Annotated in this window: 21 protein-coding genes and 1 pseudogene; 11 read left to right on the forward strand and 11 right to left on the reverse strand. The window is 61.9% G+C overall.

Going from position 1 to position 26827, the window contains the following annotated elements; translation table 11 throughout:
* Window positions 1-165: 165 nt before the first annotated feature.
* From ACIOMR_RS22255 to ACIOMR_RS22300, 10 genes are all read right to left on the reverse strand, one after another.
* Entirely contained in the window at window positions 166-786 is a 621-nt protein-coding gene (locus ACIOMR_RS22255; protein ID WP_008439270.1) for a TetR/AcrR family transcriptional regulator, read from the reverse strand.
* A 27-nt stretch (window positions 787-813) separates the two neighbouring features.
* Entirely contained in the window at window positions 814-2496 is a 1683-nt protein-coding gene (phaC, locus tag ACIOMR_RS22260) for a class II poly(R)-hydroxyalkanoic acid synthase (RefSeq protein WP_003209314.1), read from the reverse strand.
* A gap of 101 nt (window positions 2497-2597) precedes the next feature.
* A complete protein-coding gene (gene phaZ / locus ACIOMR_RS22265; RefSeq protein WP_003209316.1) occupies window positions 2598-3443 on the reverse strand; it encodes a poly(3-hydroxyalkanoate) depolymerase in 846 nt (281 codons plus the stop codon).
* Between the two features lie 152 nt (window positions 3444-3595).
* Window positions 3596-5275: a class II poly(R)-hydroxyalkanoic acid synthase gene (gene phaC, locus ACIOMR_RS22270; protein WP_003209318.1), complete on the reverse strand. Its 1680-nt coding sequence runs from the start codon at window positions 5273-5275 to the stop codon at window positions 3596-3598.
* 249 nt (window positions 5276-5524) lie between these two features.
* Window positions 5525-5902 (reverse strand): gamma-butyrobetaine hydroxylase-like domain-containing protein, encoded by a 378-nt coding sequence (locus ACIOMR_RS22275; RefSeq protein ID WP_003209319.1) that lies wholly within the window; start codon window positions 5900-5902, stop codon window positions 5525-5527.
* A gap of 162 nt (window positions 5903-6064) precedes the next feature.
* A complete protein-coding gene (gene hslU / locus ACIOMR_RS22280) occupies window positions 6065-7402 on the reverse strand; it encodes an ATP-dependent protease ATPase subunit HslU (protein ID WP_003209321.1) in 1338 nt (445 codons plus the stop codon).
* A 38-nt stretch (window positions 7403-7440) separates the two neighbouring features.
* On the reverse strand, window positions 7441-7971 hold the full coding sequence (gene hslV / locus ACIOMR_RS22285; RefSeq protein WP_003209323.1) for an ATP-dependent protease subunit HslV: 531 nt from the start codon (window positions 7969-7971) through the stop codon (window positions 7441-7443).
* Window positions 7972-8227: 256 nt separating this feature from the next.
* Window positions 8228-8932 carry an SPOR domain-containing protein gene (locus ACIOMR_RS22290; protein WP_003209324.1) on the reverse strand — a complete coding sequence of 235 codons (705 nt, stop codon included), beginning with the start codon at window positions 8930-8932 and terminating at the stop codon, window positions 8228-8230.
* 1 nt (window position 8933) lies between these two features.
* On the reverse strand, window positions 8934-10670 hold the full coding sequence (gene argS, locus ACIOMR_RS22295) for an arginine--tRNA ligase (RefSeq protein WP_003209327.1): 1737 nt from the start codon (window positions 10668-10670) through the stop codon (window positions 8934-8936).
* Between the two features lie 234 nt (window positions 10671-10904).
* On the reverse strand, window positions 10905-13124 hold the full coding sequence (locus ACIOMR_RS22300) for a primosomal protein N' (protein ID WP_178902867.1): 2220 nt from the start codon (window positions 13122-13124) through the stop codon (window positions 10905-10907).
* 297 nt (window positions 13125-13421) lie between these two features.
* Here ACIOMR_RS22300 and rpmE point away from each other — a divergent pair, with 297 nt between their 5' ends.
* The 3 genes from rpmE (at window position 13422) to ACIOMR_RS22315 (ending at window position 15932) form a co-directional block, all read left to right on the forward strand.
* Entirely contained in the window at window positions 13422-13652 is a 231-nt protein-coding gene (gene rpmE, locus ACIOMR_RS22305) for a 50S ribosomal protein L31 (RefSeq protein WP_003209330.1), read from the forward strand.
* 41 nt (window positions 13653-13693) lie between these two features.
* Window positions 13694-14482: a thermonuclease family protein gene (locus ACIOMR_RS22310; protein WP_134327619.1), complete on the forward strand. Its 789-nt coding sequence runs from the start codon at window positions 13694-13696 to the stop codon at window positions 14480-14482.
* Window positions 14483-14663: 181 nt separating this feature from the next.
* Window positions 14664-15932, forward strand: a complete 1269-nt coding sequence (locus ACIOMR_RS22315; protein WP_102367939.1) for a malic enzyme-like NAD(P)-binding protein — start codon at window positions 14664-14666, stop codon at window positions 15930-15932.
* 195 nt (window positions 15933-16127) lie between these two features.
* On the opposite strand, the gene ACIOMR_RS22320 is transcribed toward ACIOMR_RS22315, so the two are convergent.
* Window positions 16128-18584 carry a penicillin-binding protein 1A gene (locus ACIOMR_RS22320; protein WP_371132925.1) on the reverse strand — a complete coding sequence of 819 codons (2457 nt, stop codon included), beginning with the start codon at window positions 18582-18584 and terminating at the stop codon, window positions 16128-16130.
* Between the two features lie 220 nt (window positions 18585-18804).
* Between ACIOMR_RS22320 and pilM the strand changes: the two genes are divergently transcribed.
* From pilM to gltB, 8 genes and pseudogenes are all read left to right on the forward strand, one after another.
* Window positions 18805-19458 (forward strand): type IV pilus biogenesis protein PilM, encoded by a 654-nt coding sequence (gene pilM / locus ACIOMR_RS22325; protein WP_177020732.1) that lies wholly within the window; start codon window positions 18805-18807, stop codon window positions 19456-19458.
* Window positions 19458-20009, forward strand: a complete 552-nt coding sequence (locus tag ACIOMR_RS22330) for a PilN domain-containing protein (RefSeq protein ID WP_003209339.1) — start codon at window positions 19458-19460, stop codon at window positions 20007-20009. Before pilM ends, ACIOMR_RS22330 begins: the two co-directional genes overlap by 1 nt.
* The gene (locus tag ACIOMR_RS22335) at window positions 20006-21031 is read left to right on the forward strand and encodes a pilus assembly protein PilP (RefSeq protein WP_401196419.1); all 1026 of its coding nucleotides are present in this window, start codon (window positions 20006-20008) and stop codon (window positions 21029-21031) included. The genes ACIOMR_RS22330 and ACIOMR_RS22335 overlap by 4 nt, the downstream gene beginning before the upstream one ends.
* Before the next feature lie 69 nt (window positions 21032-21100).
* Window positions 21101-22438, forward strand: a complete 1338-nt coding sequence (locus tag ACIOMR_RS22340) for a type IV pilus secretin PilQ (RefSeq protein ID WP_401196426.1) — start codon at window positions 21101-21103, stop codon at window positions 22436-22438.
* 4 nt (window positions 22439-22442) lie between these two features.
* The gene (gene aroK / locus ACIOMR_RS22345) at window positions 22443-22961 is read left to right on the forward strand and encodes a shikimate kinase AroK (protein WP_003209345.1); all 519 of its coding nucleotides are present in this window, start codon (window positions 22443-22445) and stop codon (window positions 22959-22961) included.
* Between the two features lie 147 nt (window positions 22962-23108).
* Window positions 23109-24209: a 3-dehydroquinate synthase gene (aroB, locus tag ACIOMR_RS22350; RefSeq protein WP_003209346.1), complete on the forward strand. Its 1101-nt coding sequence runs from the start codon at window positions 23109-23111 to the stop codon at window positions 24207-24209.
* Window positions 24210-24219: 10 nt separating this feature from the next.
* Entirely contained in the window at window positions 24220-25779 is a 1560-nt protein-coding gene (locus ACIOMR_RS22355; protein ID WP_003209350.1) for an SPOR domain-containing protein, read from the forward strand.
* Between the two features lie 349 nt (window positions 25780-26128).
* A pseudogene (gltB, locus tag ACIOMR_RS22360) lies at window positions 26129-26809 on the forward strand (glutamate synthase large subunit); the annotation flags it as partial.
* Window positions 26810-26827: the final 18 nt, after the last annotated feature.

A 26827-nucleotide genomic window follows, 5' to 3' on the forward strand; every position in this document is an offset into this window, starting at 1 on the left:
CGGGACACATAAAAACGCCCGGCCTGCGAAGGTCGGGCGTTTTTTATGGAATCTACAGAACAACACAAATCCAATGTGGGAGCGGGCTTGCTCGCGAAAGCGGTGGATCAGTCACACATGTGCTGACTGACACTCCGCTTTCGCGAGCAAGCCCGCTCCCACATTTTAGTCCGCGTCGTCCAGGTAGCGCAGCGCCAACCTCTCTGTCGCCAGCCTCGCCGGCATCAGCAGATGCGGGGCCACCAGCATCATGATCTGGTACACCACCACCCGCACCTCACCTGCTCGGTCGAGAATCCGCTGGTAGTCCAGGGAAAACAGCAAGGTCATGGTGATCTGTTCCACCAACTGCCCCAGCGCCTGGGTTTCACTGACCAGTTGCCCATCCGTCTTGAGGCGGGCCAGCAACGAGGCCAGCGTGCGCTTGAGCGCCGTCAGCAGGTTGCGGATGCCCTTGGCCAATTTCGGCAGGCGGCCCGCCAGGTTCGACAGGTCCTGGAACAGAAACCGATAGTGCGCCATGCGCTCCACGATCAGGTGCAGGAACAGCCAGTAATCCTCGGCCGCCAGTTGTGCGTCTTCCGGCGGATCGAGCAACGGCGCCAATTCGTTTTGAAAGCGCTCGAACAGCCCGAGCACCAACGGTTCCTTGCCATGGAAGTGGTAATAGAGATTGCCGGGGCTGATCCCCATTTCATTGGCCACCTCCATGGTCGACACGTTCGGCTCGCCCTTGTGGTTGAACAACTGCAAGGCACATTCAAGGATACGGTCGCGGGTCTTCATCCAGTCTTCTTAAAGTCGTCGTGGGGCTCAGCGGACTCGCACATAGGTGCCCGGCGCCGCTTCCATCGGTGGGTAATTCTGGTTGCCCAGGGCGGTCAGTGTTTCGCGCTGCACACCGGAGCGCTGCTGGATCCACGCCAGCCAGTTGGGCCACCAGCTGCCCTCGACATGATTGGCGTCGTAGTACCAGGCGCGCGGGTCGCTGCTCAGCTTGAGGTTCTCGACGTAGTTGGCCTTGGGGTTGCCCGGCGGGTTGAGGATGCTCTGAACATGCCCGCTGTTGGACAGAATGAAGCGCTTGTCGCCGCCCAGCAGCTGGGTGGAGCGGTACACCGCGTCCCACGGCGTGATGTGGTCGTTGATGCCGCCCACGCTGAAGCTGTCCACCGTGACTTTCTGTAAGTCGACGGGCGTGCCGCACACCTCCAGGCCGCCGGGGTGGCTCAGCGGGTTGTGCTTGAAGAAGTCCAGCAAGTCGCCGTGCAGCGCGGCGGGCAGGCGGGTGTTGTCGTTGTTCCAGTACAGGATGTCGAAGGCCGGCGGTTCCTTGCCCAGCAGGTAATTGTTGATCCAGTAGTTCCAGATCAGGTCGTTGGGACGCATCCAGGCGAATACCTTGGCCATGTCCCGGCCGTCGAGTACGCCTTGCTGGTAAGAGCGGCGCTTGGCGGCTTCCAGCGTCTGTTCGTCGGCGAACAGGGTGGCGGGGCTGTCGATCTGGCTGTCCAGCAGGCTCACCAGGTAGCTGGCGCTGGAGATGCGGCGCAGCTGGCGCTTGGCCTGCAGATGGCCTTGCAGCGCGGCGATGGTCAGGCCACCGGCGCAGGCGCCCATCAGGTTGACCTCACGGGCGCCGGTGATTGCGCGGGTTACGTTCAGCGCTTCTTCCAAAGCCGCGACGTAGGTGGACAAGCCCCATTCGCGGTGGCGTACATCCGGGTTGCGCCAGCTGACCATAAACACTTGCAGGCCATTTTTCAGGGCGAACTGGACGAAGCTGTTGTTCGGGCTCAGGTCGAAAATGTAGTACTTGTTGATTTGCGGCGGCACCACCAGCAGCGGCTTGGCGTACTGTTTTTCGCTCATGGGCTTGTACTGGATCAGCTCCAGCAGTTCATTGCGAAACACCACCGAACCGGGTGTGGTGGCCACCGTCTTGCCGACTTCAAAGGCCTGCTTGGTGACCTGGCGCGGCAAGCCGTTGTTGTGCAGCAGGTCGTCGAACAGGTTGCTGACGCCACGCACCACGCTGTTGCCGCCGGAGTTGAGCAGCTCCTTGATCGCCAGCGGGTTGAGCAGGGTGTTGGATGGCGACACCGCATCGTTGAGCAGGGCAAAGGCAAAGTGCGCCCGCGCCCGGTCGTCGGCGCTGAGGTTGCTGTCGTCGATCCAGTGGCGGGTTTGTTTTTGCCAGCTCAGGTAGGCTTGCAGGCTGCGCCGATAAAACGGGTTGAGCTGCCAGGTCGGGTCGGCGAAGCGGCTGTCCTTCGGGTTCGGCTCGTGCACCGTTTCCCCGAGCAGCACGCGGCCCAATTGCCCGCCCAACTTCAGGGCGTGGCGGGCGGTGTGCACCGGATTGCGCAAGCCGTGTGCGGCGACGCTGCGCAGGGTCGAGAGCAAATCCCGGCCGCGCAGGCCGGTGATCGCACTTTCAATATTGATGAACGCGGCGGGTGTGGGCACCGGGTTCGATACGGGTCTTTCTCGCATGCGCCAACACTCCTTCGTCAAGCCATCAACAAGCACGCCAATTCAGAACCATAGTCGGTTCTGGCCAAGTTGCGCGGCGCGGTCGTCCTGACCACCGCCGTCTAAAGTGCGGGTTGCGGGTGAATCACCGCCCTCAGGCGTTCCTCCTGGAGAAACTTCATGATGATCGGCGCCACGGCCTCGGCCCGGGTAATCAGGAACAGATGGCCGTCGTCGATGATGTGCAATTGGGCGTTGGGAATACGCCAGGCCAGCATGCGCATGTTGATCAGCGGGATCAGCGGGTCGTCGTCGCCGGCCAGCACCAGGGTCGGCTGCTTGATCTTGTGCAGCCAGTGGATGCTGGTCCAGCCAAGCCCGGCGAACAGTTGCCAGTAGTAACCCAGCTTGCCCGCCGAACGCACTTTGCTCGCGTGTTCGGCGGCCAGTTTCGAATCCCGACGGAAGGAGCCGCCGTAGATCATCGGTGCAATGCGCACCACGTGGGACGGTTGGATATAACGCCGGGGGCTGGCCATCAGCCACAAGACCTTCGGCTTGCCCGGCACCATGAAGGCACCGGCGGCGGTGGCGGCCAGAATCAGCTTCTTGCAGCGTTCCGGATAGTCATAGGCGAACTGCTGCGCCAGCGCGCCGCCCCAGGAAACGCCCACCGCGTTGACCTGGCCATAGTCCAGGTAATCGAGCATGCGCGCGGTGAGTTTGGCCAGGCCGGGAAAGCGATAAGGCCGGCTGGGGGTCGACGAGCCGCCGACGCCTGGCACATCAAAGGCAATCACTTCCAGGTCCGGGTCCAGGGCCTGGACGAACGGAAACACCAGCTCAAGGTTGGCGCCGATGCCGTTGAAAATCAGCAGCGGCGTCAAGTGAGGCTTGCCCGGGCGTACCGCCGTGCGGATGGCTTGGCCATCCAGGTCGATGGTACGGAAGATGAACGGTTGCGGCATGGGCTTACCCTGCAAAATGGCGCTATTTCCCTGCGGGAACACGGTCAATGTGGGAGCTGGCTTGCCTGCGATGCAGACGCTACGGTGTATCAGGCACACCGAGTTGATGCCATCGCAGGCAAGCCAGCTCCCACATTTGATCCCATTCCCGCCTACCTTTCGTGAACGTATGTGCCCGGCGCCGCTTCCGCCGCTGCATAAGTCTTGTTGCCCAGGTTCGCAGGCGCCTTCTTCAACTTGCCCGACCGCTCCGCCTGCCACGCCTGCCAATGCAACCACCACGAATCGGTGTGCTTGGTGGCGTTCTCCTGCCAGTCCAGGGCCTTGCCCGGCATCGTATCGCTGGTCTGGTAACGCGATTTTGGATTGCCCGGCGGGTTCAGAATGCTCTGGATATGCCCGCTGCTGGACAGCACAAACTCCACCTTGCCGCCAAACAGCTGCGCCGACTTGTAGCAGGACTGCCACGGTGTGATGTGGTCGTTGGTGCCGGCCAAAGAATAAATATCGGCAGTGACCTGCTTCAGGTCGATCGGCGTGCCGCACACTTCCAGGGCATTGGCCCGCACCAAGGGATTGTTCTTGAACAGTTCGATCAGGTCGCCATGGAACGCGGCCGGCAAGCGGGTGGTGTCGTTGTTCCAGAACAGGATGTCGAACACCGGTGGCTCGTTGCCCAGCAGGTAGTTGTTGACCCAGTAGTTCCAGATCAGGTCATTGGGGCGCATCCAGGCAAACACCTTGGCCATGTCGCGGCCTTCCAGCACACCGGCCTGGTAGGAATGGCGCTTGGCCGCTTCCAGGGTCTGTTCGTCGACGAACAACGCCACCTGGGTGTCCAGGGTGGTGTCCAGCACGCTCACCAGCAGGGTCAGGGCGTTGACCTTCTTCTCGCCCAGCGCCGCGTAGTGGCCCAGCAGGGCGGTGCAGGTGATGCCGCCGGAGCAGGCGCCGAGCATGTTGATGTCTTTGCTGCCGGTGATCGCGCTCACCACATCGACCGCTTCTTTCAGCGCCTCGATGTAGGTCGACAGGCCCCACTCGCGCTGGGCCTTGGTCGGGTTGCGCCAACTGACGATAAACGTCTGCTGGTTATTGCGCAGGCAGAAGCGCGCCAGGCTCTTGTCCGGGCTCAGGTCGAATACATAGAACTTGTTGATCTGCGGCGGCACCACCAGCAGCGGGCGTTCGTGCACCTGCTCGGTGATCGGCCGGTACTGGATCAGCTCCAGCACATCGTTGCGAAACACTACGGCGCCTTCGGTGGTGCCCAGGCTCTTGCCCACTTCAAAGGCGCCCATGTTGACCTGGCTCGGCATGCCGCCGTTGTGCACCATGTCCTTGGCCAGGTGGGACAGGCCATCCAGCAGGCTCTTGCCGCCGGTTTCAAAGAAGCGTTTGACCGCCGCCGGGTTGGCCGCGCTGTTGGTGGGCGCCATGGCCTCGGTCATCAGGTTGATGACGAAGTGGCCGCGGCTGATGTCGTGTTCCGACAGGTTGCTGTCACCGATCCAGTCGTGCAGCTCCTTGCGCCACGCCAGGTAGGTTTGCAGGTAACGTTTGTAGAGCGGGTTCTGGGTCCACGCCGGGTCGTTGAAACGACGGTCGTCGGCCTCGGGTGTCAGCTGTGATTTGCCGAACACCACGTTCTTCAATTCGACGCCGAAATGGGCGACATGCTTGACGCTGTGCAACGGTTGTTTGATGGCCTGGGTCAGCACCATCCGAGCGGATGCCAGTAAATCCTTTTTCCGTAACGCGATGATCGGGTTCAGCCCCAGGGTGTTTTCCGAGGCCTGGCGTTTCAAGTCATCGTTGTTCTTGTTACTCATCTACGACGCTCCATTGTCCGACAGACGAGTACCGGGTACCGCTGTGTACCACTACTTGCCACACAGCACAGCCTGGTACTACTGCTCGGGTGACCGTTAATACCGCATCGTCAAATGCAGGGAACTTGCCAGTTCCATTGGTTACCCGAGTTTAATTTTTTTCGCAAGCGGGCCAATCGTTGGCCACGACAGAGGGGCATTCAAGCAGATGGAATTAGAAAATGCCCACTAATGAGCAAGAGGCCTGGGCTAGAGCATCAGCCGCACGACCGACTGGCTCGGGTCGCGGGTTTTTCCGGCGGCTTTCAGCTCGGCAAGATAGTCAGCCCACAGCGCGTCCTGACGCACGGCAAGTTGATAGAGGTAGTCCCAGGTGAACAATCCGCTGTCATGGCCATCGTCGAAGGTCAATTTCAGTGCGTATTGGCCGGCGGGTTCGATCTTGGTCAAGCCGACATTGAGCTTGCCGAATTGCAGGATCGGTTTGCCGTGGCCCTGGACCTCGGCGGAGGGGGAGTGCACGCGAAGGAATTCGGCGGGCAGTTGATACACCTCGTCGGGACCGTAGGTGAGGCCCAGGGTCCTGGAGGCTTTGTGCAGGTTGATGGCGGTAGGCAGTTTGGTCATTTGGGGAACCGCTCAGAGATGATCCTGAAGGAACCGGCTTTAAACTGTGGGAGCGGGCTTGCTCGCGAATGCGGTGGGTCAGTTCATGCAATTGTGACTGACCCACCGCATTCGCGAGCAAGCCCGCTCCCACATTAAAGCAGAGCGGTTCCTGCGTGAGGCTTACAGGATATAACGAGACAGATCTTCGTTCTGCGCCAATTCGCCCAGGTGGCTGTTGACGTAGTCGGCGTCGATCTTGATTGCCACGCCATTCTGCGCGCCCGCCATGTCGCCGGCACTGAAGGACACTTCCTCCAGCAGGCGCTCAAGCAGGGTGTGCAAGCGACGGGCACCGATGTTCTCGGTCTTCTCGTTGACCTGCCAGGCAATCTCCGCCAGACGCTTGATACCGTCCGGCAGGAACTCAATCCCCAGGCCTTCGGTTTTCAGCAGCTCGCGGTATTGCTCGGTCAGCGACGCGTGCGGCTCGCTGAGGATGCGTTCGAAATCGCCCGGCGTCAGCGCTTTCAGTTCAACGCGAATCGGCAGGCGACCTTGCAGCTCCGGCACCAGGTCGCTTGGCTTGCTCAGGTGGAAGGCACCGGACGCGATAAACAGGATGTGGTCGGTCTTGACCATGCCCAGCTTGGTGTTGACGGTGCAACCTTCGATCAGCGGCAGCAGGTCGCGCTGCACGCCTTCGCGGGACACGTCGACGCCGCCGGAATTGCCGCGCTTGGCCACCTTGTCGATCTCGTCGATGAACACGATGCCGTGCTGCTCGACTGCTTCCAGGGCCTTGGCCTTGAGTTCTTCCTCATTGACCAGGCGCCCGGCCTCTTCGTCACGCACCAGTTTCAGCGCTTCCTTCACCTTGAGCTTGCGGCTTTTCTTCTTGCCCTTGCCCATGTTGGCGAACAGGTTCTGCAACTGGCTGGTCATTTCTTCCATGCCAGGCGGTGCGGAGATGTCGACGCCGGACACTTCGGCGACTTCAATCTCGATTTCCTTGTCGTCCAGCTGGCCTTCACGCAGGCGCTTGCGGAACAGCTGGCGGGTATTGGAATCCGAGCTTGGCGCGGCGTCTTCGTTGAAGCCCATGCGTGCCGGTGGCAGCAAGGCGTCGAGGATGCGTTCTTCAGCGGCGTCTTCGGCGCGATGGCTGACCTTGGTCATTTCCTGTTCGCGCAGCAGCTTCAGGGCAGCGTCGGCCAGGTCACGAATGATCGACTCGACGTCACGGCCCACATAGCCCACTTCGGTGAACTTGGTGGCTTCGACCTTGATGAACGGAGCATTGGCCAGCTTGGCCAGGCGCCGGGCGATCTCGGTTTTACCGACACCGGTCGGGCCGATCATCAGGATGTTCTTGGGGGTTACTTCAACGCGCAATTCTTCGGGCAGTTGCATCCGGCGCCAGCGGTTACGCAGGGCGATGGCAACGGCGCGCTTGGCATCGTCCTGGCCGATGATATGGCGATTGAGTTCATGGACGATTTCGCGGGGAGTCATGGACATAGTAATTGGCGGTCCTCAAGCGGGAATAAGCCTGCGGCTTATTCGGCGAGGTCCTGCTCCTCAATGGTCAGGTTGTGGTTGGTGAAGACACAGATGTCGCCAGCGATACCCAGGGCAGTCTCGACGATTTCCCGGGCCGACAGGTCGGTTTTCTTCAGCAGGGCGCTGGCAGCGGCCTGGGCGTAACCGCCGCCGGAACCCATGGCGATCAGGCCTTCTTCGGGTTCAACCACGTCGCCGTTGCCGGTGATGATCAGCGAGGCGTCTTTGTTGGCGACGGCCAACATGGCTTCCAGGCGGCTGAGGGAGCGGTCGGTGCGCCATTCTTTGGCGAGTTCGACGGCGGCACGGACCAGATGGCCCTGGTGCTTCTCAAGTTGGCCTTCAAAGCGCTCGAACAGGGTAAAGGCGTCAGCGGTGGCGCCGGCGAAACCGGCGAGGACCTGGCCGTGGTACAGGCGACGGACTTTTTTCGCGTTGCCTTTCATCACGGTATTGCCAAGTGAAACCTGGCCGTCGCCGCCCATGACGACTTTGCCGTGGCGGCGAACTGAAACGATGGTGGTCAAGGGGAGAGTCTCCACGCTGCGGGGCGAAAATGCCCTGATGGAACTCATATGGGGGTGGCGGGGGGGATTTCAACTGTAGGACGGGAGGGCGGACGAGTGGTGTTTATGTGTCGGACTCGGTCCTGAGGCCGATGAAAATCAAATGTGGGAGCGGGCTTGCTCGCGAATGCGGTGTGTCAGTCACCTAAAATATTGACTGATCTACCGCATTCGCGAGCAAGCCCGCTCCCACATTAACCCGATGCTGTTTCCGGAATCAGCGGCTCTGGCGTTGTTGTAACAACAGGTTGCTAAACCCGGCGCCGGCCAGTTGCTTCTGCGCCACGGTCAGCTGTTCACGGTTGCTGAACGGCCCCACCAGCACGCGATACCAGGTCGCATCCTTAACCGTCCCGGACTCCACCGTCACCGCCTGCCCCAACAGAATAATCTGCGCGCGCACACGGTCCGCATCCGCCTGTTTCGGGAACGAGCCCGCCTGCAGGAAGAACTTGGTCACCGGCGCGGCCTTGGTCGTGGCAACCGGCGGCGGTGGCGGCGGGGTAATCCCGGCCAACGCAGCCTGGGCCCGGGCCGTGTCGATCTTCGCTGCTTCCGCCGGGGTAACCGGCGTAGTCGGCACCGGCTGCGGCGTCGGCAGGGTTTTCTCCGGCACGGCGTCCGGCGGCACGATCACTTCCGATTCCGGCAGCAGCGTGTAGAAGTCGTACTTCGGCTTCACCGGCGCAGTCGGGCTAGGCGGTGTCTTGTTCGCCTCGGCCATTTTCGTGGCCTTCTGCTGTTCTTGCTTGACCCGTTTGACGTCATCGCCCTTGCCCGGGTCGAGCTTCATCAGGAACACCACAAACGCGCCGACCGTCAGGCCGATGGCCATCCACAACCAGCCCGGAATAGGCTTCTTCGCCGGTGCCTGGTAGCGGCTGGCGCCGCGCTTGGGTGCAGGTTTTTTCTTGGCAGCCAACTTACATACGCTCCAGAGTTTCCAGGCCCAACAATTCCAGGCCTTGCTTGAGGGTCCGTCCTGCCAGTGCGGCGAGGCGCAGGCGGCTCTGCTTTTGGGCTTCGTCGTCTGCGGTCAGGATCGGGCAGTTCTCGTAGAAGCTGGAGAACAAACCGGCGACTTCGTACAAATAGGTGCAGAGGATGTGCGGTGTGCCTTTTTCGCCGACGCTATTCAGCACTTCGCCGAATTGCGCCAGTTTGGCGGCCAGTTCCTGCTCGTGTGGCGCCTCAAGGTTGATCTGGCCTTCGACTTCGCTGAAGTCCTTGCCGAGCTTGCGGAACACACCGGCCACCCGCGTGTAGGCATACAGCAGGTACGGCGCGGTGTTGCCTTCGAAGTTGAGCATCAGTTCGAAGTTGAAGCTGTAGTCGCTGGTGCGGTGCTTGGACAGGTCGGCGTATTTCACCGCGCCAATCCCCACGACGCGGGCGATGTTGCGCAGGTCGGCTTCGGCCAGCTCCGGGTTCTTTTCCTTCACCAGGTTGTAGGCGCGGTCCTGGGCTTCGTTCAGCAGGTCGATCAGCTTCACGGTGCCGCCGTCACGGGTCTTGAACGGGCGGCCATCGGCGCCGTTCATGGTGCCGAAGCCCATGTGTTCCATCTGCATCGGGTGGGTGACGAAACCGGCGCGGCGCGCCACTTCGAACACTTGCTGGAAGTGCAGGGCCTGGCGCTGGTCAACGAAATACAGGGCACGGTCGGCTTTCAGCACGCCGCTGCGGTAGCGCACGGCGGCCAGGTCGGTGGTGGCGTAGAGGTAGCCGCCATCGGCCTTGACGATGATCACCGGCAGCGGGTCGCCGTCGGCGGTCTTGAATTCTTCGAGGAACACGCACTGCGCGCCGTTGCTTTCAACCAGCAGGCCCTTGGCCTTGAGGTCGTTGACCACGTTGATCAGGTCGTCGTTGTAGGCGCTTTCGCCCATCACGTCGGCCATGGTCAATTTGACGTTGAGCAGCTCGTAGATTTCCTGGCAGTGGGACAGCGAGATCTCGCGGAAGCGGCCCCACAGTTCCAGGCATTCGGCATCGCCGGCTTGCAGCTTGACCACCAGGCCACGGGCACGGTCGGCGAATTCTTCGGATTCGTCGAAACGCTTCTTGGCGGCGCGGTAGAAGTTCTCCAGGTCCGACAGCTCGTTGCTGGTGATCGGGTTTTCCTGCAGATAGGCCATCAACATGCCGAACTGGGTACCCCAGTCGCCCACGTGGTTCTGGCGGATCACGTCATCGCCGAGGAACTCCAGGACCCGCGCCACGCCGTCGCCAATGATGGTGGAGCGCAGGTGGCCCACGTGCATTTCCTTGGCCAGGTTCGGTGCCGACAGGTCGATGGCCACGCGCTGTGCCGGGCCGGCCTTGCGCACGCCGATTTTCGCGTCGGCCAGGGCCGCGTCCAGGCGCGAAGCCAGGGCCTGGGTGTTCTGGAAGAAGTTGATGAAGCCTGGGCCGGCGATTTCAGCCTTGGTCACCTGAGGGTCGGCCGGCAGCGCGGCGATGATTTTTTCCGCCAGGTCGCGCGGCTTCAGGCCGGCCGGCTTGGCCAGCATCATCGCGATGTTGCTGGCGAAATCACCGTGGGTCTTGTCGCGGGTATTTTCCACCTGGATCGCCGGCGTCAGGCCTTCAGGCAACACACCTTCGTTGACGAGTTGGGTGAGGGCTTGTTGGATCAGCTGGCGAATGGTGTCTTTCATGGTGTTCTCTTTCGACCGCAAGCGGTGGCGCGCGATGCGCAGGTGGAAAAACTGGGCATTATCCGTGGCGAGGGCGGGCTTGCCAACCTTCGCGGGACCTTGACGGACGATTAACCTGTGGCGAGGGAGCTTGCTCTGGCGAGGGAGCTTGCTCCCGCTGGAGTGCGTAGCGCTCCCGGCTTTTTTGGGGCTGCTACGCAGCCCAGCGGGAGCAAGCTCCCTCGCCACAGGGGGTTAATACAAATCTACCGGGTCTACGTCCAGCGACCATCTCACCTGGCGACCACTGGGCATTTGCTCCAGCGCAAGTAACCAGCTGCTTAATAAACGATGCAGCGGCGCGCGGGCGCTGGCTTGCAAGAGTAGCTGGGCGCGGTAACGCCCGGCGCGGCGTTCCATCGGTGCTGGCACCGGGCCCAATAGCTCGATGCCGGTCAGACCCAGTTCCCCCAGCAAACGTTCAGCCTCGCTGCACGCTTCATCCAGGAAACCTTCGGCCTGCCCCGGCTTGTGCGCTTCGGCCCGCAGCAGCGCCAGATGCGCAAACGGTGGCAGACCTGCCGAGCGTCGCTCGCTCAAGGCCTGTTCGGCGAAGGCAAAGTAGCCTTGTTCTGTCAGTTGAATCAGCAGCGGGTGGTCGGCCAGGTGCGTCTGGATGATCACCTTGCCCGGCTCTTCGGCCCGCCCGGCCCGGCCTGCGACCTGCACGATCAACTGCGCCATGCGCTCGCTGGCGCGAAAATCCCCGGAGAACAGCCCGCCGTCGGCATCCAGGATCGACACCAGGGTCACCCGTGGGAAGTGATGCCCTTTGGCAAGCATCTGCGTGCCCACCAGAATGCACGGCTGGCCCTTCTGGATCGTGGCGAACAACTGATTCATCGCGTCCTTTCGCGAGGTGCTGTCGCGGTCGACCCGCAGCACCGGGTAATCCGGGAACAGGATGCCCAGTCGTTCTTCGGCGCGCTCGGTGCCCGCACCCACCGGTCGCAAGTCGACTTTGCCGCACTGCGGGCAGTGACGCGGCACCCGTTCCACATGGCCGCAGTGATGGCAGCGCAACTCGCCGGAGCGCTGGTGCACGGTCATTCGCGCATCGCAGCGATTGCACTCGGACATCCAGCCGCAGTCGTGGCACAGCAGCGTCGGCGCAAAACCCCGGCGGTTGAGGAACACCAGCACTTGCTGGCCCGCCGCGAGGGTTTGCCCGATGGCTTGCTGCATCGGCCCGGAAATGCCGCTGTCCAGCGGGCGACTTTTTACATCCAGGCGCAGGAAGCGGGGCTGCTTGGCACCGCCGGCACGTTCATTGAGACGCAGCAGGCCGTAGCGCCCGGTGTAGGCGTTGTGCAGGCTTTCCAGGGAAGGCGTGGCCGAGCCCAGCACAATCGGGATGTTTTCCTGGCGGGCGCGCACCAGCGCCAGGTCGCGGGCGTGGTAGCGCAGGCCTTCCTGCTGTTTATAGGAGCCGTCGTGTTCTTCGTCGATGATGATCAGCCCGGGATTTTTCATCGGGGTGAACAGCGCCGAACGGGTGCCGATAATAATGTCGGCCTCGCCGTCCCGGGCGGCGAGCCAGGATTCCAGGCGCTCGCGGTCGTTGACCGCCGAGTGCACCAGGGCGATGCGCGCGTTGAAACGCTGCTCGAAACGCGCCAGGGTTTGCGGGCCGAGGTTGATCTCGGGGATCAGCACCAGTGCCTGTTTGCCGGCTTCGAGGGTTTCGCGGATCAGTTGCAAATAGACTTCGGTCTTGCCGCTGCCGGTGACGCCGGCCAGCAGGAACGCGTGGAAGCTGTCGAAGCCGGCGCGAATTGCCTCGTAGGCGGCGCGTTGTTCGGGGTTGAGCGGCAATTCCGGCTGAGCCAGCCAGTGTTCGTGGCGCTCGCCGGGGGCGTGCTTGCGGATTTCCACCTGCACCAGGCCCTTGGCCAGCAGCAAGTCCAGGCTGTCCTTGCTCAGCATCAGCTTGCTTAACAGCTGATGGGCGACGCCGTGGGGATGCTGGGCCAGGGTTGCCAGGGCTTCACGCTGGCGCGGGGCGCGGGCGATGCGCGGGTCGTCCATGCGCGCCCCCGGGACCATCGACCAGAAACGCTCCTGGCGCGCCTCGGCCAGTTCGCCCTGGCGCAACAGCACCGGCAGCGCCCAGCTCAAGGTGTCGCCGAGGCTGTGCTGGTAATACTGCGAGGTCCACAGGCACAGCTTGAACAGCGCAGGCGGCAGCGGCGGCGTGCTGTCGAGGATGGCCACGGCCGGCTTGAGCTTCTCGGCGGACACTTCGCTGTGATCGGCGACCTCCACCAGGATGCCGATCATCTCCCGCCGGCCAAACGGTACCCGTACGCGCATGCCGGGCTGCAACTGCGACCGCAATACGCCGGCAGGGGCCCGATAATCGAACAGGCGGCGCAGGGGCGAGGGCAGGGCGAGGCGCAAAATGGCGTCGGGCACGCGGGGGTTCTCATATGACGGGCGGCGAAGAAGGGCGGGAGCCTAGCAGACCAGCGGTGGATGTGGGAGCCGGGCTTGCCCGCGATAGTATCGACACGGTGCACCTGAGGCACCGCGGCGCCTGCATCGCGGGCAAGCCCGGCTCCCACAGGGCCTTGTGTATGCCGCGCTTTTCTGATGAAAGGGGCCGTTGTGCTTCTTGCGCGTTTAAAAAGGTCTGGTAGAATCCGCGGCCTAATTACGTGCGGTATTCAACAATAGTGTTGATTGGCGGCACGCTAGCCTGAGGAATACACCATGAAAGCCGATATCCATCCAAACTATGTTGCCATCGACGTTACCTGCAGCTGCGGTAACAAGTTCGAAACCCGTTCGACTTTCGGCAAAGCTCTGCCAATCGACGTGTGCAACGAGTGCCACCCGTTCTACACCGGTAAGCAGAAGACTCTGGATGTTGGCGGCCGTGTTGACCGCTTCAAGACCCGCTTCGGTGCTTTCGGCGCTAAAGCTGCTCCTAAAGCCGAGTAAGGCTGGTCCGCTTGGATGGCCTGTATGGCTTGTCCTCGCTGATGAAAAAGGCGTCCCTTGTGGGCGCCTTTTTTGTGTCTGCGATTTGGCTGGCGCCCGCCCAGGCCGAGGTGTTCTGCCCGGCGCCCGGCGATGTCGCGACCTTCGACGTGCAGCGGGTAGTGGATGGCGACACCGTGCGCCTCAAGGATGGCCGCAGCATACGCATGATCGGCGTCAATGCCCCGGAAACCGGCAAGCAGGGGCGCACTGACGAGCCCTTCGCCGTGGCCGCTCGCGAGCGCCTGCAAAGTCTTGTGGGCGCGAGCGGTGGGCGCGTTGGCGTGGTGCCCGGACGGGAGAGCAAGGACCGTTACGGCCGCACCCTGGCCCATCTCTACGGTGCCAATGGAGCAAATCTGGAAGCGCAGTTGCTCGCCGAAGGCCTTGGCTTCCAGGTGGCGGTCGCGCCGAATGTGGAACTGGTGGCCTGCCAGCAAGCCGCCGAACGCAGCGCCCGGCAGGCCCGGCTGGGGGTGTGGCGCCGGTCACCGGTGGTCGATGCGGCGAAGATCCAGCGCTCGGGCTTTGCCGTGGTCAACGGCCGAGTGAGCAAAATCGAACGCAATCGCGGCGGAGTCTGGATTGAGTTGCAGGGCTCGCTGGTACTGCGCATTGCACCCAATCTGGTGGGCCGATTCGACAGTGCGCTGTTGAAAGGTTTGCAGGGCCAGTCCATCGAAGCCCGCGGCTGGGTGCTGGACCGCTCCCGACGCGGCGGCCTGGAAAAGGGCCAGGCACGCTGGCTGTTGCCACTGACCGATCCCGGCATGCTCGAGCAGGCGCCGTAAGAAAAAATTGTAGACATTTTTCAGGTCGATTGTGAACAGTTGAGCCCTTGTATCCCGTGGCTCTTGGCCAAAAGTCGTAGGGCAGGGCCCTTGACACCTGTGACTGCCCAGTCTTGTGGGGACTTTGCGACACGCGTATCCTCGGCGGTCCGTCGACCAACAGTAAAAGCGGAATGCCGATATGTCTGATTTGAAAACTGCCGCTCTCGAATATCATGCCCATCCTCGTCCAGGAAAGCTGAGTGTAGAGCTCACCAAAGCCACTGCCACCGCCCGCGACCTGTCGCTGGCCTACAGCCCTGGCGTTGCCGAGCCCGTACGTGAAATCGCCCGCGATCCTGAACTGGCCTACAAGTACACCGGCAAAGGCAACCTGGTTGCAGTGATCTCTGATGGCACCGCGATCCTCGGCCTGGGTAACCTCGGCCCATTGGCTTCCAAGCCAGTCATGGAAGGTAAAGGCGTGCTGTTCAAGCGCTTCGCCGGCATTGACGTATTCGATATCGAAGTGGATTCCGAAAGCCCGCAGGCTTTCATCGACACCGTCAAGCGCATCTCCATCACCTTCGGTGGCATCAACCTGGAAGACATCAAGGCACCTGAGTGCTTCGAGATCGAAAAGGCCCTGATCGAACAGTGCGACATCCCGGTATTCCACGATGACCAGCACGGCACCGCGATCGTTACCGCGGCCGGCATGATCAACGCCCTGGAAATCGCCGGCAAAACCCTTGGCGAAGCCAAGATCGTTTGCCTGGGCGCCGGCGCCGCGGCCATCTCCTGCATGAAGTTGCTGGTGAGCATGGGCGCCAAGCTGGAAAACATCTACATGGTCGACAGCAAGGGCGTTGTGCAGTCCGAGCGTACCGACCTGAACCAGTACAAGGCGATGTTCGCGCATCCGTCCTCCAAGCGTACCCTGGCTGATGCCCTGGACGGTGCAGACGTGTTCGTTGGCCTGTCCGGCCCGAACCTGCTGAGCGCCGAAGGCCTCAAGTCCATGGCGGCCAACCCGATCGTGTTCGCGTGCTCCAACCCGGATCCGGAAATCTCCCCGGAACTGGCCCACGCCACCCGTAACGACGTGATCATGGCCACCGGCCGTTCGGACTACCCGAACCAGGTCAACAACGTACTGGGCTTCCCGTTCATCTTCCGTGGTGCCCTGGACGTTCGCGCCAAGCGCATCAACGAAGAGATGAAAGTCGCGGCCGCCAACGCCCTGCGCGAACTGGCCAAGCTGCCGGTTCCTCAGGAAGTGTGCGACGCCTACGGCGGCATCAAGCTGGAATTCGGTCGTGAGTACATCATCCCGAAACCAATGGACAAGCGCCTGATCACCCTGATCTCCGATGCCGTGGCCAAAGCCGCAATCGAGACGGGTGTGGCCACCCTGCCGTATCCGAAGAACTACCCGCTGCAAAGCGTGGATGATGTGTTCAACGGCTAAGCCGTTGTAGCGCACCACCAAAAAGCCCCGGCTCTTGCGAGTCGGGGCTTTTTTTGTGGCTGGCAATTGGCTCGAGCCTGGCAGTGATCCAACTGTGGGAGCGGGCTTGCTCGCGAAGACGGTGTGTCAGTCGGCCCATCTGAGCCTGATACTCCGCTTTCGCGAGCAAGCCCGCTCCCACATTGGAACTGCGTGTTAGAACAAATCGATCGGCGCCGCCTCGTCCGCCGGCAGCGGGCTGCCCGGTGCAACACCATTGCCCAGCTCGTTGACCGACGGCGGCGTGTCCTCGCTCTTGAACAGCTCGAAGTACGCATTCGGCGTGCTCGGCGCTGCTGCACGGCCGCTGATCGGGTCGATCCGCAGGCTCAGGATGCCTTCCGGTTCCGGCTGGGTATGCAGCGGCATATCCTTCAGCGCGGCGCCCATGTAGCTCATCCAGATCGGCAGCGCGACGGTGCCGCCGAACTCCCGGCGACCGAGGCTTTCCGGCTGGTCGTAACCGGTCCATACGGTGGTCACGTAGTCGGCGTTGTAGCCGGAGAACCAGGCATCCTTGGAATCGTTGGTGGTACCGGTCTTGCCGGCGATATCGGCACGGCCCAGGGCCAGGGCGCGACGCCCAGTACCCTTCTTGATCACGTCTTCCAGGATGCTGTTGAGGATGTAAGTGGTACGGCCATCCACCACACGCTCGGCCACGGCTGGCGCCTGTGGTGCGGCGGGTGCACCAGCTGCCGGCGCTTCGCCTGGCGTCGGCTCGATGGTGATGCCGCCGTTGGCCGGTGCTGCCTGGCCGTCAGTGGCCGCGACGCCATTGACCACGTCGCCCGGGACCCGTGGCGGGTTGGCGGTGAACAGGGTTTCGCCGCTACGGCTTTCGATCTTGTCGATCAGGTACGGGGTGATCTTGTAGCCGCCGTTGGCAAAGGTGCTCCAGCCGGTGGCGATTTCCATCGGCGTCAGCGTGGCGGTACCCAGTGCCAGGGACAGGTTGGGCGGCAGGTCCGACTTGTTGAAGCCGAAGCGGGTGATGTAGTCGATGGTCTTGCCTACGCCCATCGCCTGCAGCAGGCGGATCGACACCAGGTTACGCGACTTGTACAGCGCCTCGCGGACGCGGATCGGGCCGAGGAAGGTGTTGGTGTCGTTCTTCGGGCGCCAGACTTTGTCCAGGTACTCGTCGACGAACACGATCGGTGCATCGTTGACCAGGCTGGCGGCGGTGTAGCCGTTATCCAGTGCAGCGCTGTAGATGAACGGCTTGAAGCTGGAACCCGGCTGGCGCTTGGCCTGGGTGGCGCGGTTGTAGTTGCTCTGCTCGAAGGCAAAGCCGCCGACCAGGGCACGGATTGCACCGTTCTGCGGGTCAAGCGACACCAGCGCGCCCTGTGCCACGGGCACCTGGCTGAATTTCAGGCTGTCGTCCTTCTGGCGCTGCACGCGAACCAGGTCACCGACCTGGGCCACGTCCGACGGCTGCTTGGGCATCGGGCCCATGCTGTTGGTGTTCAGGAAAGGGCGGGCCCATTTCATGCTGTCCCACGACACATGCTCTTCGCCGGTGCGGGTCAGTACCTGCACGCCATCTTTCTTCACCTGGGTGACGATGGCGGGTTCAAGGCCGCTGATCGGGCGCTGTTTGCCCAGCTCGACGGTCCAGGCGCTCAGGGTCTTGCCCGGCAGGCGCGATTCAGGGCCGCGGTAGCCATGGCGCTGGTCATAGGCGACCAGGCCATCGTGTACAGACTTGTTGGCGATTTCCTGCAGGTTGCTCGGAATCGTCGTGGTCACGCGGAAACCTTCGGTGTACGCCTCGCTGCCATAGCGGCCGACCATCTCGGCACGGGCCATTTCGGCGATATACGGGGCATTCACTTCCGGGGTCGGCACGTGATAGCTGGCGTTCAGCGGCTCGGCCACCGCACTTTCGTACGCGGCCTGGTCGATCTTGCCCAGCTTGTACATGCGGCCCAGGATCCAGTCGCGGCGCTCTTTGCTGCGCGCCGGGTTGGCCAGCGGGTTAAAGCGTGAAGGCGCCTTGGGCAGGCCGGCAATCATCGCCATCTGCGCCAGGCTGGCGTCACGAATCGACTTGCCGTAGTAAACCTGCGAAGCCGCCTCGATGCCGTAGGCGCGGTTGCCCAGATAGATCTTGTTGACGTACAGCTCAAGGATCTCGTCCTTGGTCAGCTGACGTTCGATCTGCAACGCCAGGAGGATTTCCGTGGCTTTGCGGGAAAAGCTGCGTTCGCTGGTGAGGAAGAAGTTCTTCGCCACCTGCATGGTGATGGTGCTGCCACCGGATTGAATGTGTCCGCTTTTTACCAACTGCGTGGCCGCCCGCACCAGGCTGCTTGGGTCGACGCCATAGTGATTGGCGAAGTTATCGTCTTCAGCCGACAGCAGGGCGTTGATGAAATTGGGTGGAATGTCGGCGAAACGGATCGGTGTGCGGCGCATTTCGCCGAACTCCGCGATCAGTTTTTCATCGCTGCTGTAGACCCGCAAAGGAATCTGCAACTGGATACTTCTCAGGGCCTCTACGGAGGGCAAACCCGGACTAAGGTAGAGATAGGCCCCGCTGAGCACGAGCATCAGCCCGCAGACGATCGCGACAATGGAGTACCCGAAAAACTTCAGCAGACGAATCAAGGCTTTTGGATTTCCAAGGAAAAGAATGGGTTAGGCGTCGGGACATGCACGGCAAGTGGTGGATCGACCCGGCCAGCAGATAAACGCGGGAAAAAACGCTGGGCATTAAAGCATTTTTCGGCTTCGGGCGTCATTCGTGCCGCTCACACAAGCCGACCGAATGCAGGAAGCCTGGCAGCAATCAGTCCGTAAGACAGGGAAAGTTTTGGGGAGTTTTATGAGAAAGGGATTTTTCAGGCGAAAAGCCGATGCCGTCCTGGGTGTCGACATCAATGACACCGGCGTCAGGCTGGTGGAGCTGGAGGCTTCAGGCACTGGCTACAGCGTACGCGGCTACGCCATGCAGCACTTGCCGGCCCATGCGGTGGTCGACAGCAGCGTGGTTGATTTCGATGCCGTCGCGCAGGCACTTTCCCGGGCGCTGGTACAGGCGCATACATCACTCAGGCATGCCGCCGTGGCCGTGGCAGGGCCCTCGGTGATTACCCGCGTGCTGGAGATGGACACGGGGCTGACGGATGCTGAAATGGTGCGTCGAATCCATGGGGAAGCAGACCAGTACATTCCTTATCCGCTGGAGGATGTGGCTATCGACTTCCAGGTGCAGGGCCCGTCGGCCCATGACCCGCAAAGCGTCGATGTGCTGCTGGTTGCCTGCCTCAAGGAACAGGTAGAGGCCCGTGAGGCGGTTTTGGCCCTTGCGGGGCTGGCGACGCGGATAGTGGATGTCGAAGCATTTGCATTGGCTCGCGCGGGCAGGCAGGCTTCGGACAGCATCACGCCAGGCCGTCGTGTCGATGGCGCGCAATGGGCCGTGGATGCCCAGGGAATGGGAGTGGCCTGCGGGCTGGCCCTGAGGAGTTTCGACTGATGACACGAATCAACCTGTTGCCGTGGCGCGCAGAACGGAATGAGCGGCGGCGCAAATATTTTCTGGTGTTTTTGGCGGGGGCTGCAGCGGTGGCGCTGGCTGCGGTTTGGCTGGCAGACCAGGTGATCGACCGTGCAATCGATCGGCAGTTGGCTCGCAATAACCAGTTGAGCCAGGGTGTCACCGGGCTCGACTCGCGGATCAAGGCAATCGACGAACTGCATGAGCAGCGCCAGCAGTTGATGGAACGGATGAAAGTTGTGCAGGGTTTGCAGGACGATCGTGCGGCGGGTGCTCAGTTGCTGGACCAGTTGGCCCGTGCCGTGCCGGAGGGGGTGCAGTTGCGCGAAGTGAGCGTCGACGGCGGTTCTGTTTCCATCAGCGGTACGGCCGGATCGAACCGGGACATTGCTCAGTTCATGCGAGGCCTCGAAGCTGCCGAAGACTTGGAAGCGCCCCGGCTTCAACGGGTTCGCGGCGCGCAGGAGGGCGACGACAATGGCTTCCAGTTGACGGTTCGCCATGGTCACTCGGATGAGGTGCGCCAATGAGAGGGGCGTCAGGCCTGCCAGGGCTGACGGAATCCGATATAACCCAGCTCTGCCAGAACGCCGCCAACTGGCCCTTGCCGGGCAAGGCGTTGCTGGCTGGCGCGGTGGTTTGCCTGCTGTGGGCGGTGGGCAATACCTTCTACTTGAGTGGGGCGCGGGAGCAACTGCGCCAGCTTGAGTCGCAGGAAGTGGCGCTTGAACAGCAGGTCGCGCTGAAAACCATCCAGGCTGCCGGCCTGGAGTCCCTGGTCCGCGAATTCGAAACAACGCGAGGCCATTTCGCCAACCTGTTACGGCGGTTGCCTGCCGACACCCAGGTACCCGGCCTGCTTGAAGATATTGGCCGCCTGAGTGCCGCCAATGGCTTGGTGCTGGAGGCCATCGAACTTCGGGATGACCAGCCTCGCGCCCTGTACATCGAATCGCCCATGCAGATTGGCGTCACCGGGACTTTTCACGACCTGGCGGCGTTCATCAACGGCATGGCCAGCTTGCCGGGAATTGTCACGGTGCATGACTTGGCATTCAGTCCTGTCGACCCCTCGGAGTTGCATCTCAGTCTGGTAGCCAGGACCTATCGTCACAACCGCCAGGCGGGCGATGACCTAGAGGTTGATTTGCACCCGCCGGCACAGGCTGTCGCCGAGCCCGGGCCGCAGCAAGTGGCGTACGATTTTGCAGCCTTGCGCGACCCTTTCCAGCCGCCCTCTCGCCAACTGGTTCGACCCGCCGGGCGACCGGCTGCCGGACCTGATCTCGCCAGGCCTCGCGGAATCCTCGAAGGCTTCGCCGTGGAGCAGTTCGAAATGGTCGGGACCCTGTCCCTGGGGGCCCAAACCTTCGCCCTGCTGCGCGGAGCGTCGTCTGTCCATCGGCTGGCAATCGGCGATTACCTGGGCCCGGACCACGGGCGCATCACGGCGATTCATGACTCCCATGTCGAACTGGCCGAGCTTTTCCCGGATGGCCAGGGCGCGTGGCTGGAACGCTCGCAAACCCTTGCCCTGAACGTGAACTCATAACGGAAACAAACAATGAAAAGGACTTTTTCGTCCTTCGGTGTGGCGCTATGGATAGCGTTCACGGCACCGATGGTCATGGCTGTGCCCAATCGAATCGACTTGATTCACCTGCCGCCACCTGGCAATGCGCCCCTGAGTACCGGACGCGTGGCATTCACCGGGGACAAGCTGTCCCTCAACTTCCAGAACATCGAGTTGCGCGCGGTGTTGCAGCAGATTGCTGACGTTGCCGGCCTCAATCTGGTGACCAGCGACGACGTGCAGGGTTCGATCACCCTGCGCCTCAAGGACGTGCCCTGGGACCAGGCCCTGGACCTGGTGCTGCAAACCAAGGGGCTGGACAAGCGTGTGACGGCCAATGTGCTGCTGGTCGCGCCGGCCGAGGAGTTGGCCGCCCGCGAGTTGCTGGCGATGGAGTCGCGCAAGCAAATGACTGAGTTGGCACCGCTGCGCCGCGAGTTGCTGCAAGTCAATTACGCCAAGGCGTCGGACCTGGCCAAGCTCTTCCAGTCGGCCGTGGGCCTGGAAGGCGCCACCGATGAGCGCGGCTCGGTGGCGGTGGATGACCGCACCAACAACATCATCGCCTACCAGACCCGGGAGCGGCTGGAGGAGCTGCGCACGATTGTGGCGCAACTGGATATTCCGGTAAGGCAGGTGATGATCGAGGCGCGGATCGTCGAGGCCAATGTGGATTACGACAAAAGCCTTGGCGTGCGCTGGGGCGGGCAACTGAATCGGGGTAACTGGGGGGCTGGCGGGATCAGGAAGCCGTTGGCGGAGGGGGCCGAGCCGCCTGAAACCCCGCCCAGCTCGCCGTTTGTGGATCTGGGGGCGGTCAACGGCAGCGCCGGCCTGGGTGTCGCGTTTATCACCGACAACCTGCTGCTGGACCTGGAACTGACCGCCATGGAAAAAACCGGCAATGGTGAAATCGTTTCGCAGCCCAAGGTCGTCACCTCCGACAAGGAAACCGCGCGAATCCTCAAGGGCACCGAGATTCCCTATCAGGAGTCCAGCTCCACCGGCGCGACCTCGGTGTCGTTCAAGGAGGCCTCCTTGTCATTGGAAGTGACCCCGCAAATCACCCCGGACGGCTGGGTGATCATGGAGGTCAAGGTCACCAAGGACGAGCCCGACTACCTGAACAGGCTCAACGATGTGCCGCCGATCAAGAAAAACGAGGTCAATGCCAAGGTGCTGGTCAAGGACGGGGAGACCATCGTGATCGGCGGGGTTTTCTCCAATACTCAAAGCAAAGTGGTAGATAAAGTGCCATTTTTGGGCGATGTGCCGTATCTTGGCCGCCTTTTCCGGCGGGATGTGGTTTCGGAGAAAAAATCCGAGCTGCTGGTATTCCTGACTCCGCGTATTATGAATAACCAGGCGATTGCTGTGAGTCGTTGATTCTGTGCGAAATTTGATTCTTGTAGGACCGATGGGGGCTGGAAAAAGCACCATCGGCCGTTTGCTGGCCAAAGAGCTGCGCCTGCCATTCAAAGACTCCGATAAGGAAATTGAATTGCGCACGGGCGCCAATATCCCGTGGATCTTCGATAAGGAAGGCGAACTGGGCTTTCGCGACCGCGAGCAGGCGATGATTGCCGAACTGTGCGGCTGCGATGGCGTGGTATTGGCCACCGGCGGTGGCGCAGTGATGCGCGACGAGAACCGCCGGGCGCTGCACGCCGGCGGTCGCGTGGTTTATCTGCACGCGTCTGTCGAGCAGCAGGTGGGCCGCACCGCTCGCGATCGCAATCGCCCATTGCTGCGCACCGCCGACCCGGCAAAAACCCTGCGGGACCTGCTGACGCTGCGCGACCCGCTTTATCGGGAAATCGCCGATCTGGTGGTGGAAACCGATGAGCGGCCGCCACGAATGGTGGTTCTCGACATTCTCGAGCGCCTGGCACAGTTGCCACCCCGTTAAAGCCAGGGCCGAAATGCGCTATCCTCGGCGGCGCGTCATGACCGTCCGAGTTGTGGCGTAGAGCCATCAGGCAGCGTCAGATCCCGACGTTGCCGACAACGTTAATGTAGGGCAGGACGCCTGCTTTCATCTTCAACGCGGGGACACATGCAGACACTTAAGGTCGATCTTGGCGAGCGCAGCTACCCGATCCATATTGGCGAAGGTTTGTTGGACCAGCCCGAGTTGCTCGCACCGCATATTGCCGGGCGGCAAGTGGCGATCATCTCCAATGAAACGGTCGCGCCGCTGTATCTTGAGCGTCTGAGCCGCAGCCTGGCGGCGTACTCGGTGATCTCGGTGGTGCTGCCGGACGGCGAGGCCTTCAAGACCTGGGAAACCCTGCAACTGATCTTTGATGGCCTGCTGACCGCCCGTCATGACCGGCGCACCACGGTGGTGGCCCTGGGTGGCGGTGTGATCGGCGACATGGCCGGCTTTGCAGCCGCCTGCTATCAGCGCGGCGTGGACTTTATCCAGGTACCGACCACCTTGCTGTCCCAGGTCGATTCGTCGGTGGGCGGCAAGACCGGCATCAACCACCCGCTGGGCAAGAACATGGTCGGCGCGTTCTATCAGCCGAATGTGGTGCTGATCGACACTGCCACCCTCAATACCCTGCCACCCCGCGAGCTGTCGGCGGGCCTGGCGGAAGTCATCAAGTACGGGCTGATCTGCGACGAGCCGTTCCTGACCTGGCTGGAAGAACACGTCGACGCCCTGCGCGCCCTCGACCAGGTGGCACTCACCGAAGCGATTTCCCGCTCCTGCGCCGCCAAGGCGCTGGTGGTGAATGCCGACGAACGTGAGTCCGGCGTGCGCGCCACCTTGAACCTCGGCCACACCTTCGGCCATGCGATCGAGACCCACATGGGCTATGGTGTGTGGTTGCATGGAGAGGCCGTAGCGGCTGGCACAGTGATGGCATTGGAGATGTCGCAACGCCTGGGCTGGATCAGCGCCCAGGAGCGTGATCGCGGGATCCGCCTGTTCCAGCGCGCCGGGTTGCCGGTCATTCCTCCCGAGGAGATGACCGAGGCAGATTTTCTCGAACATATGGCAATAGACAAGAAAGTGATCGACGGTCGACTGCGACTGGTGCTGTTGCGCCGAATGGGCGAAGCGGTAGTGACCGACGATTATCCGAAAGAGATTTTACAGGCCACGCTGGGAGCGGATTACCGCGCCCTGGCCCAGCTTAAAGGTTAATAAGATCCCGATGACTAGTTTGCATGCCGACGAGGCGTTCCTCGGCCATTACCAGTTAAGCCACGACCCTTTTGCTCCTCGGGTGCCTGGTTTCAAGTTTTTCCCTGCGCAACGCAAGCCGGTGCTGGGACAACTGCACCACCTGGCGCGCTACAGCCAGTTGCTGCTGGTGGTCACCGGCCCATTGGGCAGCGGCAAGACCTTGCTGCGCCAGGCGCTGGTGGCCAGCACCAACAAGCAATCGGTACAGAGCGTGGTGGTTTCCGCCCGTGGTGCCGGTGATGCGGCAGGCGTGTTGCGTCAAGTGGCCCAGGCCCTCGACGTGTCCACTGCCGAGCCGAATGCGATCCTCAAGCAAGTGGTGCAACTGGGCCTGACCGGCCAGGAAGTCTACCTGCTGGTGGATGACGCCGAGCAGCTCGACGAATCTGCCCTGGAAGCGTTGCTGGCCCTGGCGGCCGGTACGCCTGAAGGGCGCCCGCATGTGTTCCTGTTTGGCGAGTCTTCGCTGATCGCCGAACTTGAACAGATCAGCGGCGAGCAGGAGCTGTTCCACGTCATCGAACTGCAGCCTTACGAAGAAGAAGAAACCCGCGAATACCTGGCCCAGCGGCTGGAAGGCGCAGGGCAGGGCATCGAACTTTTCTCCGCTTCGCAGATCTCTGATATTCACGAAAGCTCCGACGGCTGGCCTGGCACCATCAACCAGGTTGCCCGGGATGCCATGATCGAAGCCATGATTGCCAGCCGCTCAGCGGTAAAGCGTCCAAAGATGGGGTTTACTATGCCGAAGAAGCACGTATTGGCAATTTCTGCCGTTGTCGTGGTTGCCGTCGCCGCCGCCTGGTTGATTCCAGGTCGCAACAAGGCACCGACCACCGCTGGCGCGCCAACCGAACAGGCGCAGTTGCCACTGGGCAAGCCAACGCCGAACGTTGAGTTTGCCAACTCCGGCCAACCCACCAACCTGCCAATGGTCGGCCAACCGGTGATGCGCGGCCCGCTCGCCGAAGAAGCTGGCGGCATCTCCGAAGGCGACGATGGGGTGCCCGTGGAAGGCTCCAGCGCCACGCCGCCGACCGTGACCACCACCGCGCCACCTGCGGGCGTGCCAGCCGGTCAGCCAGCGGCCAAACCGACGCCAGCGCCAGCCCAGGTCGCCACTGCCAAGCCTGCGCCTGTTGCCAAGCCAGTCGCCCCGGCGCCTGCGGCCAAGCCGGCTCCAGCCGCCAAGCCTGCCGAAAAACCGGCCGTCGTGGCCAAGGCCGCGACTGGCGCTGCCGGCAGCAGCTGGTATGCCAGCCAGCCTACCGGTAACTTCGTGGTGCAGATCCTCGGCACCAGCTCCGAAGCCAACGCCCAGGCGTTCGTGAAAGAGCAGGGCGGCGAGTACCGTTATTTCAAGAAAGTGCTCAACGGCAAGCCTCTCTACGTGATCACTTACGGCAACTTCTCCAGCCGTACAGCAGCGGAATCCGCTATCAAGGCCTTGCCAGCGAAGGTTCAGGCTGGTAAACCTTGGCCTCGCACTGTCGCCAGCGTTCAACAAGAACTGGCAACAACTCGCTGAAGATCCGGCGGCCTTACCCAGGCCGCCCTCTCGGCACCTCAAAAAAACAACACAGCGTGCAGCCCTGAAGGCCGCGCGCTTTGTGGTGTCTGCGTCACAGTGGCTTTTGAGTCGTAGCGGTCAAAATTAAAAAAGTTTTGACTAGCACAGCATATCGCTTTAAACCTTTCATAAATGCGACATAGATTTGCGACATTTCGTCGCTAAATTTGTGAGCGTCTGTGTCGGTGTGTACAATGACCTCCCTTTTGCCCCCGCTAAGCCGGCGTACGTTCGGCGTGGAAGGTAACCGGTTGAATTGAAAAGAAATTTGCCTCGGAATAAGAGGCAGCCTGGTGAGAAAGTGTCTATGAAAGCAGGTCTGTACCAACCCGATGAATTCAAGGATAACTGCGGTTTCGGCCTGATAGCCCACATGCAGGGCGAGCCCAGACATACCCTTTTGCAAACGGCCATCGAGGCCCTGACCTGCATGACCCACCGCGGTGGGATCAACGCCGACGGCAAGACCGGTGACGGTTGCGGCTTGCTGATTCAAAAGCCCGACCAGTTCCTGCGCGCAGTCGCCAAGGAACATTTCGGCGCCGATTTGCCCAAGCAGTACGCTGTGGGCATGGTGTTCTTCAACCAGGACCCGGTAAAAGCCGAAGCTGCTCGCGAGAACATGAACCGCGAGATCCTGGCCGCTGGCCTGCAGCTCGTCGGCTGGCGCAAAGTGCCGATCGACACCAGCGTACTCGGCCGCCTGGCCCTGGAGCGCCTGCCGCAGATCGAACAAGTGTTCATCGCAGGCGACGGCCTGAGCGACCAGGACATGGCGATCAAGCTGTTCACCTCTCGTCGTCGCTCGTCCGTGGCCAATGCCGCCGACACCGACCACTACATCTGCAGCTTTTCCCACAAGACCATCATTTATAAAGGCCTGATGATGCCGGCGGACTTGACCGCCTTCTATCCAGACCTGAGAGATGATCGCCTGCAAACCGCAATCTTCGTGTTCCACCAGCGCGTCTCAACCAACACCCTGCCGTAATGGCCGCTGGCCCAG

It is taken from the genome of Pseudomonas sp. NPDC087814 (assembly GCF_044742865.1).
In the GTDB taxonomy this organism is placed as follows: domain Bacteria; phylum Pseudomonadota; class Gammaproteobacteria; order Pseudomonadales; family Pseudomonadaceae; genus Aquipseudomonas.